Source organism: Desulfosporosinus acididurans, from assembly GCF_001029285.1.
In the GTDB taxonomy this organism is placed as follows: Bacteria; Bacillota; Desulfitobacteriia; order Desulfitobacteriales; family Desulfitobacteriaceae; genus Desulfosporosinus; species Desulfosporosinus acididurans.
In genome coordinates, this window is the sequence record NZ_LDZY01000004.1 from 323,556 (window position 1) to 340,147 (window position 16,592).

A 16,592-nucleotide genomic window follows, 5' to 3' on the forward strand; every position below is an offset into this window, starting at 1 on the left:
GCAAAGGCAATTTATCAATTGTTAATAAGAATTCATCAATTGGCGACTTTTTATGCGAATTTCATGAACTTAATTCTTCAAATTGAGTAGGAGAAATCGAGTTCACTGGATAGAAATTAGGAATTTATACTTGAGAAGAGGAAAAATTGAGCTTGCCAAAAGAAGGGATTTAAAATAGTGAGCTAGAATTCATTAATAAGATATCCGTGTCGCTGATGCGGCATCATTGGCAAGGATGAAAACCGATCCTTCGGGTCAGATACTCTGGGTTATGAAGGAAGGATTAGAGATAGTTAGTTAGGGGGACAAGGTGAGACATTTTAATTATCTAGCACGCGAGAGTCTGGATATGACGTTTTTCAAAGCGCCGGAGTCTTTCGATAAATACACCCCGCGTTCTGCCCTTGCATTTGCTCTTGGCGGGACGCTTTATATGCCTGGGACGCGAGAAACCATCGCTCAGGATATTATTATAAAAAAGAATCTTGGTTTGGCTTCAACCGTATTTTGTTTGGAAGATTCCATAGGAGACGCGGAAGTACCTTTTGCCGAAGAAAACCTGACTGCTCAAGTGCAGAGACTTGCTTTGGCGCTTGAAGAAGGGGAGTTATCCAGCGAAGATCTTCCTTTGATTTTTATTCGAGTTCGTGATCCTGATCAGATGCTTAGACTTTTTAATAAGCTGGAAGAGTTTTCAAAATTGATAACTGGTTTTGTTTTTCCGAAATTCTCTTCCGATAGCTTTCGTTACCTCGAAATTCTTCGAGACCTGAACCATCAATCTTCTGACCGGTTCTATGGGATGCCGATTATCGAAACTCCTCAAGCTATTTATCGCGAAACTCGGAGCCGCGAATTGTTAGAAATCAAAAGGCTTCTTGATTTGTATCAGGATTATATTTTAAATGTGCGGATAGGAGCAACAGACTTTTCCGGCCTTTTTGGGATTCGGCGGGGGCCTGATGTAACCATTTACGATATCACAGTCATTCGTGATTGTATTGCCGATATTCTCAATTTTTTCGGCCGTGCAGAGAGCGGTTATGTAGTTTCCGGGCCTGTGTGGGAATACTTTACAGGCGAAGGCCGAGTTTTAAAACCTCTGCTGCGTAAAAGCCCTTTTGAAGAGTTTCAAAAGACACATCAAGGCATCCCTGGCACTAAGGTTCGCGGTCAGCTCTTAAACAAGTATGTGGACGGCTTAATGCGTGAGGTTATTTTAGATAAGGAAAACGGAATTATCGGTAAAACAATTATTCATCCCAGTCATCTGATCCCTGTTCAATCACTATATGTGGTAGGTCATGAAGAGTATCTGGATGCCTTGGCTATTTTAGAACAGGCCTATGGTCAGCAAGGTGTCATCAAGAGCCACTATACCAATAAAATGAATGAACCCAAGCCGCATTATCAGTGGGCACAGAAAATTTTACTTCGAGCAAAAAATTATGGAGTATTTCATGAACAACAGAATTTTGTCGGCTTACTTACCCAAGACGTATCAATATAAGGCAGAAGAGCTTAGTTTAGAAATCTGTCTTCAAAGCAACCCATTTGATTTGAACCCAGACGCTTTGTTTGCCTTAGCGTTGAGAAAAAATAGGCGGCGAAGGTTTTTATTTGTCAGTAAGGTCCTCGGCAAACATATTCCTGTTAATCCCTTATTGCCGCTGCTGACGGGCGCTGCTCTGGCTGTTCAATACGCTAAGGTGCTTTTAAGTATCGAGCACCCTTGCTACGCGGGGATAATTCAGGCCCTAAAGACTAAACAACAGATGTTTGAGGTTTTTGAACTATTAATCCAAAAACCTCTTATGGCCTCTCCTGAGAAAACCTTGTTTATCGGCTTTGCGGAAACGGCAACAGCTTTGGGACAGTCTGTTTTCAGTCTCTTTGACAATGCTTGTTACCTACATACGACACGGGAAGAAATCCCTTGCCTGAAATCTGAGCTCGATTTTCGTGAAGAGCATTCCCATGCAGTTAATCACCGCTGTTACTTCATGAACAGCACTGACCTAAAAACGGCCTCTAGAATCGTCTTTATTGATGACGAGCTGACGACAGGAAATACTGTCCTTAATATTATTCGGGCTATTCATCGTCAATACCCGAAGAAGAATTATGTAATTCTTTCTTTATTGGACTGGAGATCAGCGGAACATCGGGCAAGGTTTAAACAGGTGGAATTAGAACTGGGTACAAAAATCCAAGCCTTATCCCTAATGGGAGGGGAATTTAAGTATAGCGATTCGACAAAAGGACAAAGTGCTAATGTTAATCCTTCTTGGGAACCTCGGATTTTTGGTCAGCTGTCACAAGAAGAGGGAAAACCATTGCTTGAACGTCACTTTATCTCACAATACTATCCGTTTGCTGAGTCGGAGCTTGCAGCTGTTTACTCTCAGGATTCCAGCGGCTGGCTGAATAAAACGCCTTATCTCAGACTGACGGGAAGGTTCGGCCTGTCGTGGAGTAACCATCTGAAGTGTATCTCCTTGGCGCGTAAAATCGGCGGAAAGCTTAAACTTATGCGCCAAGGAACAAAGACACTTTGTTTGGGAACCGGAGAATTTATGTATTTTCCGATGTTGATCTCTACTTACATGGGAGAGGGCGTAAGCTTCCATTCTACGACGAGAAGCCCTATTTATTCTCAAGCCGGAACCGATTACGCAATTCAAAACGGATGCAGCTTCCCATGCCCTGAGGATCCGGGAATTATCAATTATATCTATAATTTGCCGGAAAATTATTATGATGAAGTCTATTTTTTTATGGAAAGGGAAGTTCGTCCTGAAAGGTTATACCCTCTCCAGCAAATAGCTCAAGCTAAGGGTATTTTCCGCGCTGTATTCGTTATTGGTATTTCTTCGCCAGAAAGGAGATTTTTGAGTGACCATAAGAATCCCCCGGCAGCCAATCCCTGATCCTTTGCCTATGGGAAGTTATAGTCCACAGGATGTCATTTTTCTCTTAAAAAACCTCAATGGTCTGATTCGAGAAACAGATTTAAAGACCCGGGAGCGTTTGATTCAATCTGGGGGACATTATTCGGAAATGCTGCCTATTGAATACCAACCCGGAGAAGACTATCTCCGGCTTTTCCATCAATCATTGCGCGAGAGCTCCTCTAAAGTTGCTGAAGCAGTGGGGATTGTTTCTGAACAAATTCTGCACAGAAATGGTCCTCAAACGGTCCTTGTGTCCTTAGCACGTGCCGGAACGCCGATTGGGGTGTTAATTAAACGTTATCTGCTTGAAAAACGTAATTTAACCCTTCCGCACTACAGTATTTCAATTATCCGCGGGAGGGGTATGGATGAGAATGCACTTGCCTATATACTCCAACAACACCCTAACTATAAACTTCAGTTTATCGACGGGTGGACTGGAAAAGGAGCCATAACCAAGACCCTCCAGGAAGCTTGTTTGGACTTTGAACAAAAGTATGGATATAAGCTCGATAGTGATTTAGCCGTTCTCACAGACCCAGGGCATTGCGTAAAAACTTTCGGGACTCGAGAAGACTTTCTCATTCCGAGTGCCTGCTTAAACGCTACGGTCTCTGGTCTGATCAGCAGAACAGTATTAAGAAAGGATTTAATAGGAGAACGGGATTTCCATGGAGCGAGATATTATCGAGAACTGGAGGCCGAAAATGTTTCAAGTCTTTTTGTCGATACCGTCTCAGAACAATTTAAACGACTCGACAGTGAAGACTTATGGAATCTGCGTCCGGAGAAACCTGAGGTAACCTGGAAAGGTCAGAAGGATTTGGAGTTGATCCAAAAAACCTATGGAATCGGAGATATCAATTTGATTAAACCCGGCCTTGGGGAAACAACGCGGGTGCTTTTACGACGGCTGCCTGAAAGAATCTTGGTCAACAATCCCGATAATCCAAACTTGAAACATATTCAACTGCTGGCCAAGGATAGACAAGTTTCTGTTGAAGTATTTCCGGGATTGACCTATGCCTGCTGCGGCATCATTAAACAATTGCCATGACGAAATCTGTTTTATTTGCCAGCGATCTTGACCAAACTTTAATTTATTCTCGCCGTTCCATAATTCCTTCTCTCCAGGCCGATACTTTTTTATCCGTTGAACAGTTAGATAATCAAGATATTTCATATATGTCTCCAAGCGCTCTCAAGCTTTTAAAAGAAATATCCCGGCAGATTCTCTTCGTACCTGTTACCACGAGGACGAAGCTACAATATTCTCGGGTTAATTTCCAAGGTTATGGAATATATCCCCGTTATGCAGTGACGAGTAATGGCGGAACCATAATTAAAGAAGGTCGCGAAGATAAAGGCTGGGAAAAACAGGTACTAGCAGGATGGGATTATTGTGCTGAGGCCCGGGATTTGCTCAGAAGGTTCCGGGAAATATCTCATCCTTCCTGGGTACTCAAAGACTCAGACAAACTGGCTGATGACCTTTTCTATTATTGTATTGTTGATCGCAGCAAAATCCCTTTTCCTGAATTGGAGGAATTTACACTTTGGGCCGGCAAGATGCATTGGAATCTTTCGCTCCAAGGGAGAAAGCTTTATCTCATTCCGCGCCATGTCAGTAAAAAGTCTGCCATTCAATATCTTCAGGAAAAAGAAGGCCTAAGTACTCTTGTGGCAGCCGGAGATTCCCTCTTAGATCTTGAATTGCTGCAAAAAGCTGATGCAGCTTATGCACCGTCTCACGGCGAACTGTATTTGCAATCTCAAACCGGGGGGGTTGCAACAAAAAGAATTGACACAAAAGGAATCCAATTTACTACGACAAGCGGAATAAGTGCTGCGGAAGAAATTTTGCAAAACGTCGTTCAGAGGATACTTGTTTAATGGGAAGTTGTATAATGTATTCATATAAAGTACAATAAGATGTGGTAAACATTGTAAGAATATAGATTAAAATGTATTCTTGTGTTAAAGTAATGGTTAAAATAACATAATGGAGGAAAAATGTGAAAGTTATGTGAACATCCTAAACTCTTTGTTTTGCGCCTCTTTCTTGTGATATTATCAAAATGAAATCAAAGGTATTGAAAACGCTAATTGAATTTAAAAAACAAATTTTTAAACGATAATTAACTTGTGACAATAGGAGTGGTTCGAATTGGATTCGGTTTCAACGTTTTTTCAGGGGATATCGCAAAGTTATGCTCAATTTTTCTCACTCCACGCTTTACTGGCGACTATCTCAGACCCTGTAAGCCTCGGGATTATCGGTTCCTTAATTATTTTGGAAGGATTATTATCGGCCGATAATGCTCTCGTCTTAGCTGTTATCGTGCGGGAATTACCCAAGCGACAGCAAAAGAAAGCTCTCTTCTATGGCATATGGGGTGCTTATCTCTTTCGCTTTTTAGCTATTGGTTTTGGAGTCTATCTGGTTCAGATCCGTTGGATTAAGATGATAGGAGCTCTTTACTTGCTCTGGATGTCGGCGAAGTATTTCTTCTTTAACAGTGAGGAAGAAGACGCTCCTGTTGAAGGAAAGTCAAAAAGCTTTTGGGGAACTGTCCTTCAGGTAGAAATGATGGATATTGCTTTTAGTGTTGATAGTGTTTTAGCTGCTTTTGGAGTAAGCGGGAAGGTTTGGGTACTATTTCTCGGGGCTGTTTTCGGGATTCTAATGATGCGGGGAGTTGCCCGAATCTTCCTCATTTTAATTGAGAAGTTCCCTGAACTTGAAACAACGGCCTATATTTTGATCTGTCTCATCGGTGTAAAAATGATGGCCTCTGTGTTCGGTTATATTGTCCCTGATTCGCTATTTTTTGTGATTTTAGTTGTCGTATTTTTTAGCACATTTCTCTTACATTTCATCAAGTCGCTGGCTGGCAAAAATAATCCTAAAGACAATGATAAGGAAAGTAAAATATCCTAAATTTGGAATGGAGGATGAGTCGTGGCTGTTATAAACTTACAAAAAGGACAAAAGATTGATCTGACAAAAGGAAATCCGGGATTGGCGAAAATCATGGTTGGTTTGGGATGGGATGAAGTCGCAAAGACAAAGTCGGGAGGCTTTTTAGGTAATCTCTTAGGAAGCAAGCCTGCGGAGATTGATTGCGACGCTTCAGCCCTGCTGCTGGATGCCAACGATAAGCTCACATCTAAAGACCGCTTGGTTTATTTTGGGAATCTTCAAAGTGTGGATAAAAGTGTTAAACATAGCGGGGATAATCTCACAGGTGGCGGAGAAGGGGATGATGAGCAAATCCATGTGGATTTATCCAGAGTGCCTGGCGAAGTTCACAAAATTGTTTTTGTTGTTAATATCTATGACTGTGTCAGACGGAGACAGGATTTTGGGCACATCGCCAATGCTTTCATTCGAGTGGTGAATTCCAGTAATGAACAAGAGCTTTGCCGTTTTAATTTAACAGAAGACTATTCTGGGAAAACTAGTTTAATTGTGGCTGAGGTTTATCGCCATTCAGGAGAATGGAAATTCGCAGCTATTGGCGAAGCGACTAGAGACGCATCTTTAAGCGAAATTATTCGCCGTTATCAATAAGTATAGTTGAAAGGGGATATTACTATGGCTATCAGTTTACAAAAGGGTCAGAAAGTAGATTTAACTAAAGGAAATCCTGGTTTGAAAAAGATTGTGGTTGGTCTTGGCTGGGACGTTAATAAGTATGATGGCGGCAATGATTTCGATCTCGATGCTTCTGCGTTTATGTTAAATGCTGAGGGAAAAGTGGCCGAGGACAAAAATTTTATTTTCTTTAATAATACCTCAAGCCCTGAAGGTTCTGTAGTTCATACGGGAGATAACCGTTCCGGAGTTGGAGAGGGTGATGATGAGCAAATTAAAGTCGACCTCTCTGCAGTACCAAGCAGTGTGGCTAAGATCTCCTTTGGCATTACGATTCATGAAGCCACGGAACGCCGCCAGAACTTTGGACAAGTTTCCAATTCTTATGTCCGTGTTCTTAACGAGGAGACAGGCGAAGAGATCATCCGCTATGATCTTGGTGAAGATTTCTCAGTTGAGACAGCCATTGTAGTAGGAGAACTCTATCGTAACAGTGCAGAGTGGAAATTTAACGCAATCGGCAGTGGATATCAAAATGGACTCGCTGGATTATGCAAAGACTTTGGATTGGATGTTTGATTCACTAAAATAATGAGGTGTTTAGCATGATTAGTTTGCAAAAAGGACAAAAAATTGATTTAACAAAAGGAAATCCAGGGCTTTCGAAGATTATTGTGGGGCTGGGCTGGGATACCAATAAATATTCAGGCAGAGCAGATTTTGACCTTGATGCCTCGGCCTTTTTGCTTGACCAAAATGGTCGTGCCGGGGGAATTGAAGACTTCATATTTTACAATAATCTCGTAGGCGGAGACGGCTCTGTACAGCACACAGGAGATAACCTCACCGGAGAAGGTGAGGGTGATGATGAACAAATTAAAATTGATTTGGCAAGCGTGCCCAGTCATGTGGAGAAGATAGCCTTTACCGTAACGATTCACGAGGCGATTGCCCGCGGTCAGAACTTTGGTCAAGTTTCCAACGCCTATGTTCGTGTTATTAATGAGGTTAACGACCAGGAAATCATGAGATACGACTTAGGAGAGGATTTTTCCGTTGAGACTGCTCTAGTGGTCTGTGAACTCTACCGCCATCAGGGAGAATGGAAATTTAATGCGATCGGGAGCGGATTCTCCGGAGGACTTGCAGCCTTGTGCGCAAATTATGGCTTGCAAGCAGGCTGATGCCGTAGTGTGTTAACGATTGATAAATCCATACTAAAAGCCGAAGCGAGGTTAGGGAACTTTGCTTCGGCTTTTTCAGGCTAAGGCCAAAAAGTCAACTGAAGGAGAGAAAACAATTAAGTCATTCTTTGGGATACAAGGAAGTCACTATCAGGCAAAGTACCGAAAGAGTAAGGAAAGCTTTGTTCTATGATCTCTGTCTAAAAAAGGCTGATATTTCTTAGGGGTTATGATGAGAGCTGTGTCGCGGAATAGATAGACTTTAATTTCTCGGTTAAGAAATGAGGAGTCTTTGTTTTCAAAGATTGTTAGGAATCCTTCAGTGCATTTTTTAGTAAAGCCGAGTTTTGCCAATTTTGTTTCTAGGTTAGTTAGGTACTCTCGACGTTTTTCGAATTCAACGACGAAAGGTACTTCTCTTAAATTAAGCGTGAGAAAGAAACTGGCAATTACGGCAAAGGTAAATCCATAAATGAGTAGTTTCGTCTCTATTTGCAGAAGCAAGCGACAGAACGTAAGAATCATAAAAGGGGCTGCAAGGGCCAGAAAAGTTTTTATGTAGAATTGCAGGAAGCTTTTTATCCTCATACCCAATCCTCCTTAAAGAGATGTTAAGTAATTTAGGATATTCATCCTGCCTCTGAATTGCTACTAAAAACGTATATCAGTTAAAATCAAAGAGCTTTTCAACTGGCATGAGGCAAAATCAAAATTGATAAATTATTATCCATAGTTATCCTATATAGACAATTTGCCAATTCGTATAATTCGCTGTATGTAATTGTAATTCAACATAAAAAAATGGCTTAGAACTTCTCAGCCCTCGGCCATTATTTTTGATTATAGTGCATATCAATAGTTGGGAAACAGTTGTACAGCTTAAGAAGAACCACTTACTTGCCGAAGGAGCAGCGAGGGTAGGTGCAGGTCGGGCATTCCAGGCAAAGACCTCCATGACCAAGCTTAACAATATCCAGGCGGGTAAGATGTTCTCCAGTAAGGATACGGGGAGCAACTAAATCAAATACGGTAGTTTTAGAGTACATAACGCAGCCGGGTAAGCCCATAATAGGGACATCTTCTAAATAAGCGAGTAAGAACATGGCGCCGGGTAAAACAGGAGCGCCATAAGTGATCAGCTGAGCTCCCATTTCCTTGATGGCAGTGGGGGTGACATCGTCAGGATCAACAGACATTCCCCCGCTAACCAGAATCATCTCTGCACCATGCTTAAGTTGATCCCGGATTGCGCTTTGGATCATAGATACATCGTCGCTGGCAAATGTTTGTTCAAGGGCGATTGATCCCCAGTTTTCGATTTTTCTTCTTAGCACGGGACCAAATTTATCTTTTATCCGTCCGTGGAAGACTTCACTTCCTGTTGTGACAATTCCAACCTTGAAGGTCTTCAAAGGGCGAACTTCAAGAATCGGATTAGGAAAAGTTTGGGCAATTCGTTCTGCTTCAAGGATCACCTTTTCATCGATCATCAGTGGAACAACACGAGTTCCGGCAATTTTATCTCCTTTTTTTACCGGCTGATAATTATGGATAGTGGCCAAGACTACGTCTTCAAGGGTATTTAAAGCTAAGATACCGTCTTCGGAAGCGTAAAGAAGTCCGTCGAAGGCAGCTGTAAGGTTGATCTTTCCTTCTTTGGGTTCATCGAGATTTAGGCCCGGGCCTCTAACCGATCGGGCAAGGCGCTCAGCCGCTTCGTTTTCATGGATGAGCCCTGGTGTTTGATCCCAGACATAGATATGTTCTTTCCCCATTCCGAGAAGAACGGGGATATCTTCTTTGCGGATGATATGTCCTTTGCGAAAACGCGGACCCTTGACAACTCCGGGAATGATTTCCGTCATGTCGTGAATTAAGACTGCACCGACAGCATCCTGAACTTTGATTTTTTCCATAGGATAGCCTCCAATACATTACATTAGTGATTAAAAAGTGTTTTTACTAAATATTTAATCATGTTTGTCTCTATCCTGCATGGTATCCTATTCTTGTGAAGAGGTCAAGAAGTGAGAGTTTCACGATGGGATGAATAAGTGAGTGTATAGCAAAGGATTTATTGATATAATAATAAAATGCTCTTAAACGAATAACAAGTTGATCAGGGAGGGGAGCTAATGGAGCAAGAGGTTTTCCAGGGATTAAAGAGGGTATTAGAACAAAATATTGAGGCGGCATTGGTTACAATTTGCAGTGTTTTAGGCTCAACTCCGCGTAAGCCTGGAGTGAAAATGTTGGTTTATGCTGATGGAACAACGGTGGGAACTATTGGCGGCGGATGCGGGGAGGCTGAAGCTCGGCGGGAAGCCCTTAATGTATTGAAATCTCGTTCAACGAAATTACATACTTTGAATATGACCGCAGATATTGCCCAAGAAGAGGGGATGGTCTGCGGAGGCGTGATGGGACTCTTAATTGAATATTTGGGTTCCCAGTGTCCCAATGAACAAATTCAGTTTTACCAGGACTATCTTAATGCTTTAGAAAAGCAAAATTTCCCGCTCTTAATGACGGTTCTGGAAGCCCCCGTGAAACAGTTGATCGGGAAAAAGTTGTTTCTAAGTAATACCGGAGAGGTTGTTGGTGATCTTGGCCAGGAAAATCTTAATCAAGCAGGGTTAGCTTATGCTCAAAGCACAATCAAATATTCCAAAGCGGTTCTTATGAATTTAGATTCTGAGTTGACTTTTATCGATGGTACAAGGTCAAAGGCCGCTTATCGCTTGTTGCTTGAACCACCGTCTTCTTCGGTAGAATTGTTGATTTTAGGGGCTGGGCATATTGCTTTACCTCTGGCAGCCATGGCCAAAATCCTCGGTTATGAGATAACTGTTGTTGATGATCGGCCAAGTTTTGCTAATTCGGTGCGGTTTACTATGGCAGACCGTATTGTTTGTGACGATTTTGCAGCAGTTCTGGATTCCCTGACGATTACACCGGAAACCTATGTTGTTATCGTTACTCGAGGTCATCGTTATGATAAGGTATGTTTAAAAAAGGTGATTACGCAACAGGCTGCTTACGTCGGTATGATCGGCAGCCGCAGGAGAGTTAAGGCTTTGAAAACTGAATTAGAAGAGGAAGGCATACCTAAGGCGTTTCTGCAAAAACTCTATTCCCCCATTGGCCTGAATATTGGAGCTGAAACTCCTGAAGAGATTGCAGTCTGCATTCTCGCAGAATTAATAAAAGTTCAAAAAGGGGTTTAACAATGTCTGAAAAGTTTTTGTCGAAACAGTGGTGTGGACGATGTGCGCAGATTAATTGCCTTACATATGATAAGTAATGAATATTAGAGTAATTCGAAGGAAAATAGACATTAACTAACTTTATCCCGAGAAAATTATAGACTATTCAAGGATATCACGAATATGTATAAATTTTTATTGACAACACCAAACTTTGTGCTAAAATTTAACCTGATGGAAATTTGGGAGGACCCATTTTAAGAATGTGGTTTGCTCAGATTCCTTCATGTTTTTAGTAGAAAAGGGGGCAAAGATCACAATTGGCAAATTCTCTTGGACGTCATGTGTTGGCTGAAATTTATGGGTGTAGTTTCGACATTTTAAACGATAGGGAAAAAGTCGAAGCATTAATGGTCGACGCAGCCCTGGAGGCAGGTGCTGAGGTGCGTGAGGTAGCGTTTCATAAGTTTAGTCCTCAAGGAGTAAGTGGGGTAGTTGTTATATCAGAATCTCACTTAGCCATCCACACTTGGCCGGAACTTGGATATGCGGCAGTTGACGTCTTTACTTGCGGGGACCGTGTCAATCCCTGGGATGCATGTAATTATCTGACGGATCATTTCAAAGCGGGTCATATGACAGCAACAGAAATTAAGCGAGGAATTGTAGAGGATCCTAAGAAAGCGGTAAATATTTAGGAGGGATATTTATTTTACTCCGGACTAAAACGAGTGCGGATAAAGAAATTCTGACTTATATCAAGCAAAAGTTTGACTTTCTGAAGGGTACTAGATAGACCTTGTAACTGAAGAAGTTGCAAGGTCTATTATATTTCGAGTGGCGTTTTACATACAATAAGAATAATAATGTCATATTATCTGTAAGAATAAATAACTGGGCAGGACTTTTACTAAATATCTAGAATAAGTAATAGGTTAATGTCTGAATGGAGAACAAGGAGCGATAACATGATGCCGCTAGAATTCAGTTTCGTGGAGAAGCTGAACTTGGTACAGGCGCGATTGCGCCAAGAAATTAATTTTAAACCTGCAAGTTTTGAAGAATTGGTTCATTTAGATATGAATGAATTGGATAAAACTGTTTGCCCGGCTATCGTCTTAGCAGTCAGCCGATCCTGCGGAGATCAAGGTGAAAAATCAGATGCCTTAGCAGAGATCATCCAGTTTATTTATATGGCGAATCAAGTTCACAAGTTGATGAAAGATGATAGTGATCTTGCTGAAGAACTTCGTCAGTTTCCGGTCTTGGTTGGGGATTTATTATATGGGGAGTTTTTTTTGCATCTTTGTCAAGAAAAGCTGCTGCAATTTCTTGCTCCCTTGGCTCAAGTGATTGGAACTATGAGTGAAGGCGGGATTTCTCGCTGGCTTTCGCGTGACAAGAAGCTATCAAAAGACGAATGGCTGAAAATTATTGAAAAGGAATGTGCGTCCCTGACAGCAAGCGCAGCCCGCTTAAGTGCTGAATTAGCCGCAGTTTCTCTTCCGCTGCAACAGCAGATTGAAGCTTTTGGTTTACAGTTGGGTATGGCTTGGGGAGCTTCAAAGCAGCACCTTGAAGAGCCTGTTATTCAGTCAATTCTTCAGAAGGCCAATGATATCCTTACAGAAATTTCCACGGGAACACAACTTCAATTGCAGCCTCTTCGTGAGCTTTATAATTTCATGGTTAAACAGTTATCGGCAAGAAGACCTCTCCCAGAGATTTAAGGTTTAATTGCAGGGATGGAGTAGACAATGCATAAATTAAAAGTTTTTTTGGAAATGATTAAGTTTGAGCATACGTTATTTGCCTTACCTTTTGCCTATTTAGGTGCTTTTTTAGCCTCCGGAGGAATTCCCTCAGGTCTTAAATTGTTTTGGATTACGTTAGCTATGGTCGGGGCGAGGACAGCGGCAATGTCTCTTAATCGCCTGATCGATCGTCACATCGATGCGCGAAATCCCAGAACTGCTCAACGTGCGATCCCTGCCGGACAGCTTAATGTTGTGGAAGTCTATAGCTATACTGTGCTATCTTTTTTATTGCTGGGATACTCTGCCTATAAACTCAATTTGCTGGCCTTGTGGTTAATGCCCATCGCTGTCTTTTTTTTAGTCCTGTATTCCTATACCAAGCGATTTACTTGGGCCTGTCATTTCGTCCTCGGGATTTCTCTGGGATTAGCTCCTGCGGGAGCCTGGATCGGGGTGACGGGACATTGGGCTTTGACGCCAATTCTTTTAGGATTGGGAGTCGTCACTTGGGTAGCGGGCTTTGACATTGTCTACGCATGTCAGGATGTAGACTTTGACCGTAAGGAAGGGTTGAATTCAATACCGGCGATTTTTGGGGTTCAGAGAGGGTTGGAAATTTCAGCATTCTTACATGTTCTGGCTCCTTTGCTCTTTATAGCGGTGGGAGTTGTGATGTCCATGAGTTGGCTTTATTATTTAGGTGTAGGGATTGCGGTGTTTCTGCTCTTTCGCCAGCATCGAATTGTCTCGGCCAGCGATCTCTCTAAGGTCGGAGTAGCTTTTTTTAATTTGAATGGTTATTTGAGCGTAATGCTCTTTGTGTTTTCAGTTCTGGATTTAATTATTTTGCATTAAGAAACGGAGGGGAAGGAACTGACTTCATTATTTAAGCAAAGCGAATTATATGATCTAATCCAAAAAGTTGAAGAAGGTAAGCGCCTGGATTTTGAAGACGGCGTCCGCCTAATGAAAAGCCGAGACATTTTGGCTCTCGGATATATGGCCAACCTGATACGTGAGCAAAAAAATGGCAACAAAACGTATTTTATCGTCAACCGGCATATTAATCACACGAATGTCTGTACGAATCTTTGCCATTTTTGTGCTTATGGAGTTAAAAAGGAAGATCCTCAGGCCTTTACGTTATCTCTTGAAGATATCGAAAAAGCAGCTTTAGAAGCAACTCAAGAAGGGGTTTCGGAAATTCACATCCTCGGGGGCTTAAACCCGGATCTCCCCTTTGAGTATTATTTGGAGATGCTGCAGAGGGTAAAGAGGATTTTGCCCCAGGCTTGTATCCAAGCATTTACCGCCGTAGAGGTGGATTATTTCACCCAAATCACTGGATTTTCAGTCAAGGAAGTTCTGCAGAAGCTGATGGCAGCGGGCCTTGATTCACTGCCGGGAGGGGGGGCAGAAGTCTTTGCACCGCGGGTCCGTGCTAAAATATGCGAGAAAAAAGTTTCCGGGCAGCGCTGGCTGGAAATTCAAGAAACAGCTCATAGTTTAGGGATGCGCACAAACGCCACCATGCTTTACGGTCACGTTGAGACTGCCGAGGAACGAATTGATCATCTTCTCCAGCTTCGGGACTTACAGGATCGTACTCATGGCTTTCTAACCTTTATTCCAATGCCCTTTTATCCGAAAAACACAAAATTAGAAGGGCAATTGGGAGTCGAAAGCACTACCGGCTTTGAAGACCTTAAAATGTTAGCCGTATCTAGGATTCTCTTGGACAATTTTGATCATATTAAGTCATTTTGGATTATGCTGGGGCCTAAGTTGGCCCAAGTTTCCCTGGCTTTTGGGGTCGATGATCTTGACGGAACAGTTGTTGAAGAGCGAATCATTCATTCAGCTGGAGCGCAGACAAGTCAAGTTATGAGCAAACGCGCTCTCATTACTATGATTCAAAAGGCCGGAAGAGATGCTGTGGAAAGGGATACTCTTTATCGTGTCTTGAAGACCAACTAGGATAGAGAGGGTGAGCAGGCATGAATTTAGAGACTTTAAAGATTATTGAGAAACGTATAGCCGGAGAACGTTTATCCCTTTCTGATGGTGTTCGCTTGTTACAAGACGCCGATCTTCTATCCTTGGGGCAGGGAGCCGATCTCATCCGCCATCAAATGCATCCGGATAAAGCTGTTACCTTTGTTATCGACCGAAATATTAATTACACTAATATCTGTTCCTGCCAATGCAAGTTTTGCGCTTTTTATTGTAAACCGGGTGATCCTAAAGGATTTATTTTGTCAAGAGAAGATTTACATGCTAAGATAAAAGAAACAGTAGCGGTGGGCGGAACGCAGCTTCTTATTCAGGGTGGATTGCATCCTGATTTAGGGCTGGAGTACTTTGAAGAGATGCTGCGTGATATTAAAGCTCATTTTAATATTCATATTCATTCTTTCAGTCCGCCGGAGATCTGGGATTTGGCAGAAAAGTCAAAGTTAAGTCTAGAGGAGGTTATTGGCCGCCTCAGAGCTGCCGGACTGGATTCCATTCCCGGAGGGGGAGCAGAAATCCTCGACGATCGCGTCAGGCAAATCATTAGTCCGAACAAAATAAAATGGCAGCAGTGGATGGATGTGATGACCACGGCTCACCGGCTGGGTATGAAATCTACGGTAACCATGATGTTCGGCCATGTTGAGACCTATGAGGAACGTATCTTGCATATGCTCCACACGCGAGAGGCTCAGGACCTTACGGGAGGGTTTACCGCCTTTATCCCCTGGAGTTTCGCGCCCTCGAATACGGAATTGGGCGGAGAAGGCAGTACCGGCGTAGAGTATTTGCGAACTCTTGCGGTGGCGCGCTTAATGTTGGATAATGTTCCTAATCTTCAAGCCTCCTGGGTTACCCAAGGGGCCAAGATGGCCCAAGTAGCCTTGCGTTTTGGAGCCAATGATTTTGGCAGCACTATGCTCGAAGAGAATGTTGTGCGCGCGGCCGGAGTGCAAACTCGCGTTCCTTTACGGGAAATTATTCGCTGCATTGAAGATGCGGGATACCAGGCTATTCAACGCAATACTCATTATGAGCGGTTAAAGGTCTACGGGAAGGAAGTGTAGTCTGATGCGCAGGCGATCACGTGGAGATGGCAATATGCCGCTCTTGGAACATGTTCTCGCTCTTCGTAAAGTACTTGTTATTGCCGCATATGCTATAGCTATAGGAACTGTTTTGGGATGGTTTTTCAGTGATCAGACCTTTGCCTATTTGGCTCACCCCGTCACCCGACTGAAAAATATCACCTTTATTACCACAACGCCGATGGAACCCATGTTAGTCAAGCTGAAGGTTTCTCTTTTGGTGGGGGTTACCTTAGCTCTTCCCGTTATTTTATGGCAGGTTTGGGCGTTTATACTGCCGGCCTTAAAGCAAAACGAAAGAAAATATCTCTATTTGGTTGTTCCCAGTTCTCTCCTTCTCTTTATTTGTGGTGCGGCTCTCTGCTTCTTTGTTGTTTTGCCGGTGGGGATTAAGTTTCTGCTTTATGCTGGCGGCGGTGCGGTGCAATCAACACCTTTTGTGACGAAAACTTCCTACTTAGGTTTCCTTATAACCTTTCTGGGAACCTTCGGGCTTGTCTTTCAGCTCCCGATCGTTCTCTTAATCTTAATCCGCATAGGCTTGTTATCACCTAGAACCTTAGCAAAGAAAAGACGCTGGGCCCTTTTGATCATTATTATTTTGGCAGCAATCATTTCCCCGACACCGGATTTATTTACACAGTTTTTGATGGCGGCTCCTATGTATTTGCTCTTTGAAATCAGTATTTGGCTGGGATACATTGTTGCCCGGAAGAGAGCAAAAGCCCTCGCAGCCAGTGAAAATTAAAGAAAAGGAATTATGACTTCAATGATGATAGTTGAGATTTAATA

Annotated in this window: 17 protein-coding genes; 15 read left to right on the forward strand and 2 right to left on the reverse strand. The window is 42.6% G+C overall.

The genetic code is table 11. The features are described from left to right. Window positions 1–310 precede the first annotated feature (310 nt). The 8 genes from DEAC_RS07335 to DEAC_RS07370 all read left to right on the forward strand — a co-directional run bounded on the left by DEAC_RS07335 (window position 311) and on the right by DEAC_RS07370 (window position 7,736). Entirely contained in the window at window positions 311–1,510 is a 1,200-nt protein-coding gene (locus DEAC_RS07335; RefSeq protein ID WP_047809355.1) for an HpcH/HpaI aldolase/citrate lyase family protein, read from the forward strand. Further along, a complete protein-coding gene (locus tag DEAC_RS07340) occupies window positions 1,461–2,930 on the forward strand; it encodes a phosphoribosyltransferase family protein (protein ID WP_047809356.1) in 1,470 nt (489 codons plus the stop codon). Before DEAC_RS07335 ends, DEAC_RS07340 begins: the two co-directional genes overlap by 50 nt. Further along, window positions 2,896–4,011, forward strand: coding sequence for a cysteine protease StiP family protein (locus DEAC_RS07345; protein WP_242847096.1), 1,116 nt, complete (start codon window positions 2,896–2,898; stop codon window positions 4,009–4,011). The genes DEAC_RS07340 and DEAC_RS07345 overlap by 35 nt, the downstream gene beginning before the upstream one ends. After that, window positions 4,008–4,847, forward strand: a complete 840-nt coding sequence (locus tag DEAC_RS07350) for an HAD family hydrolase (protein ID WP_047809357.1) — start codon at window positions 4,008–4,010, stop codon at window positions 4,845–4,847. The genes DEAC_RS07345 and DEAC_RS07350 overlap by 4 nt, the downstream gene beginning before the upstream one ends. Before the next feature lie 274 nt (window positions 4,848–5,121). Next, entirely contained in the window at window positions 5,122–5,895 is a 774-nt protein-coding gene (locus DEAC_RS07355) for a TerC family protein (RefSeq protein WP_047809358.1), read from the forward strand. 21 nt (window positions 5,896–5,916) lie between these two features. Further along, window positions 5,917–6,528, forward strand: a complete 612-nt coding sequence (locus DEAC_RS07360; RefSeq protein ID WP_047809359.1) for a TerD family protein — start codon at window positions 5,917–5,919, stop codon at window positions 6,526–6,528. A 24-nt stretch (window positions 6,529–6,552) separates the two neighbouring features. Then, entirely contained in the window at window positions 6,553–7,131 is a 579-nt protein-coding gene (locus DEAC_RS07365; protein WP_047809360.1) for a TerD family protein, read from the forward strand. 26 nt (window positions 7,132–7,157) lie between these two features. After that, entirely contained in the window at window positions 7,158–7,736 is a 579-nt protein-coding gene (locus DEAC_RS07370) for a TerD family protein (RefSeq protein WP_047809361.1), read from the forward strand. 150 nt (window positions 7,737–7,886) lie between these two features. On the opposite strand, the gene DEAC_RS07375 is transcribed toward DEAC_RS07370, so the two are convergent. Together DEAC_RS07375 and DEAC_RS07380 are read right to left on the reverse strand one after the other, a co-directional pair. Then, entirely contained in the window at window positions 7,887–8,324 is a 438-nt protein-coding gene (locus DEAC_RS07375; protein WP_047809362.1) for a hypothetical protein, read from the reverse strand. Between the two features lie 305 nt (window positions 8,325–8,629). Beyond that, window positions 8,630–9,652 carry a molybdopterin-binding protein gene (locus tag DEAC_RS07380; protein ID WP_047809363.1) on the reverse strand — a complete coding sequence of 341 codons (1,023 nt, stop codon included), beginning with the start codon at window positions 9,650–9,652 and terminating at the stop codon, window positions 8,630–8,632. 219 nt (window positions 9,653–9,871) lie between these two features. Here DEAC_RS07380 and DEAC_RS07385 point away from each other — a divergent pair, with 219 nt between their 5' ends. The 7 genes from DEAC_RS07385 to tatC all read left to right on the forward strand — a co-directional run bounded on the left by DEAC_RS07385 (window position 9,872) and on the right by tatC (window position 16,548). After that, the gene (locus DEAC_RS07385) at window positions 9,872–10,963 is read left to right on the forward strand and encodes an XdhC family protein (RefSeq protein ID WP_047809364.1); all 1,092 of its coding nucleotides are present in this window, start codon (window positions 9,872–9,874) and stop codon (window positions 10,961–10,963) included. A 299-nt stretch (window positions 10,964–11,262) separates the two neighbouring features. Next, window positions 11,263–11,640 carry an adenosylmethionine decarboxylase gene (gene speD, locus DEAC_RS07390; protein ID WP_047809365.1) on the forward strand — a complete coding sequence of 126 codons (378 nt, stop codon included), beginning with the start codon at window positions 11,263–11,265 and terminating at the stop codon, window positions 11,638–11,640. 270 nt (window positions 11,641–11,910) lie between these two features. Beyond that, window positions 11,911–12,672, forward strand: coding sequence for a polyprenyl synthetase family protein (locus DEAC_RS07395; RefSeq protein ID WP_047809366.1), 762 nt, complete (start codon window positions 11,911–11,913; stop codon window positions 12,670–12,672). Window positions 12,673–12,699: 27 nt separating this feature from the next. Continuing rightward, complete coding sequence (locus DEAC_RS07400; protein WP_047809367.1) at window positions 12,700–13,554, forward strand: UbiA-like polyprenyltransferase; 855 nt, start codon at window positions 12,700–12,702, stop codon at window positions 13,552–13,554. Window positions 13,555–13,572: 18 nt separating this feature from the next. Next, window positions 13,573–14,676 (forward strand): aminofutalosine synthase MqnE, encoded by a 1,104-nt coding sequence (mqnE, locus tag DEAC_RS07405; protein WP_047809368.1) that lies wholly within the window; start codon window positions 13,573–13,575, stop codon window positions 14,674–14,676. A 20-nt stretch (window positions 14,677–14,696) separates the two neighbouring features. Beyond that, window positions 14,697–15,779: a cyclic dehypoxanthinyl futalosine synthase gene (mqnC, locus tag DEAC_RS07410; protein ID WP_047809369.1), complete on the forward strand. Its 1,083-nt coding sequence runs from the start codon at window positions 14,697–14,699 to the stop codon at window positions 15,777–15,779. Between the two features lie 4 nt (window positions 15,780–15,783). Then, a complete protein-coding gene (gene tatC, locus DEAC_RS07415; RefSeq protein WP_047809370.1) occupies window positions 15,784–16,548 on the forward strand; it encodes a twin-arginine translocase subunit TatC in 765 nt (254 codons plus the stop codon). Window positions 16,549–16,592 lie beyond the last annotated feature (44 nt).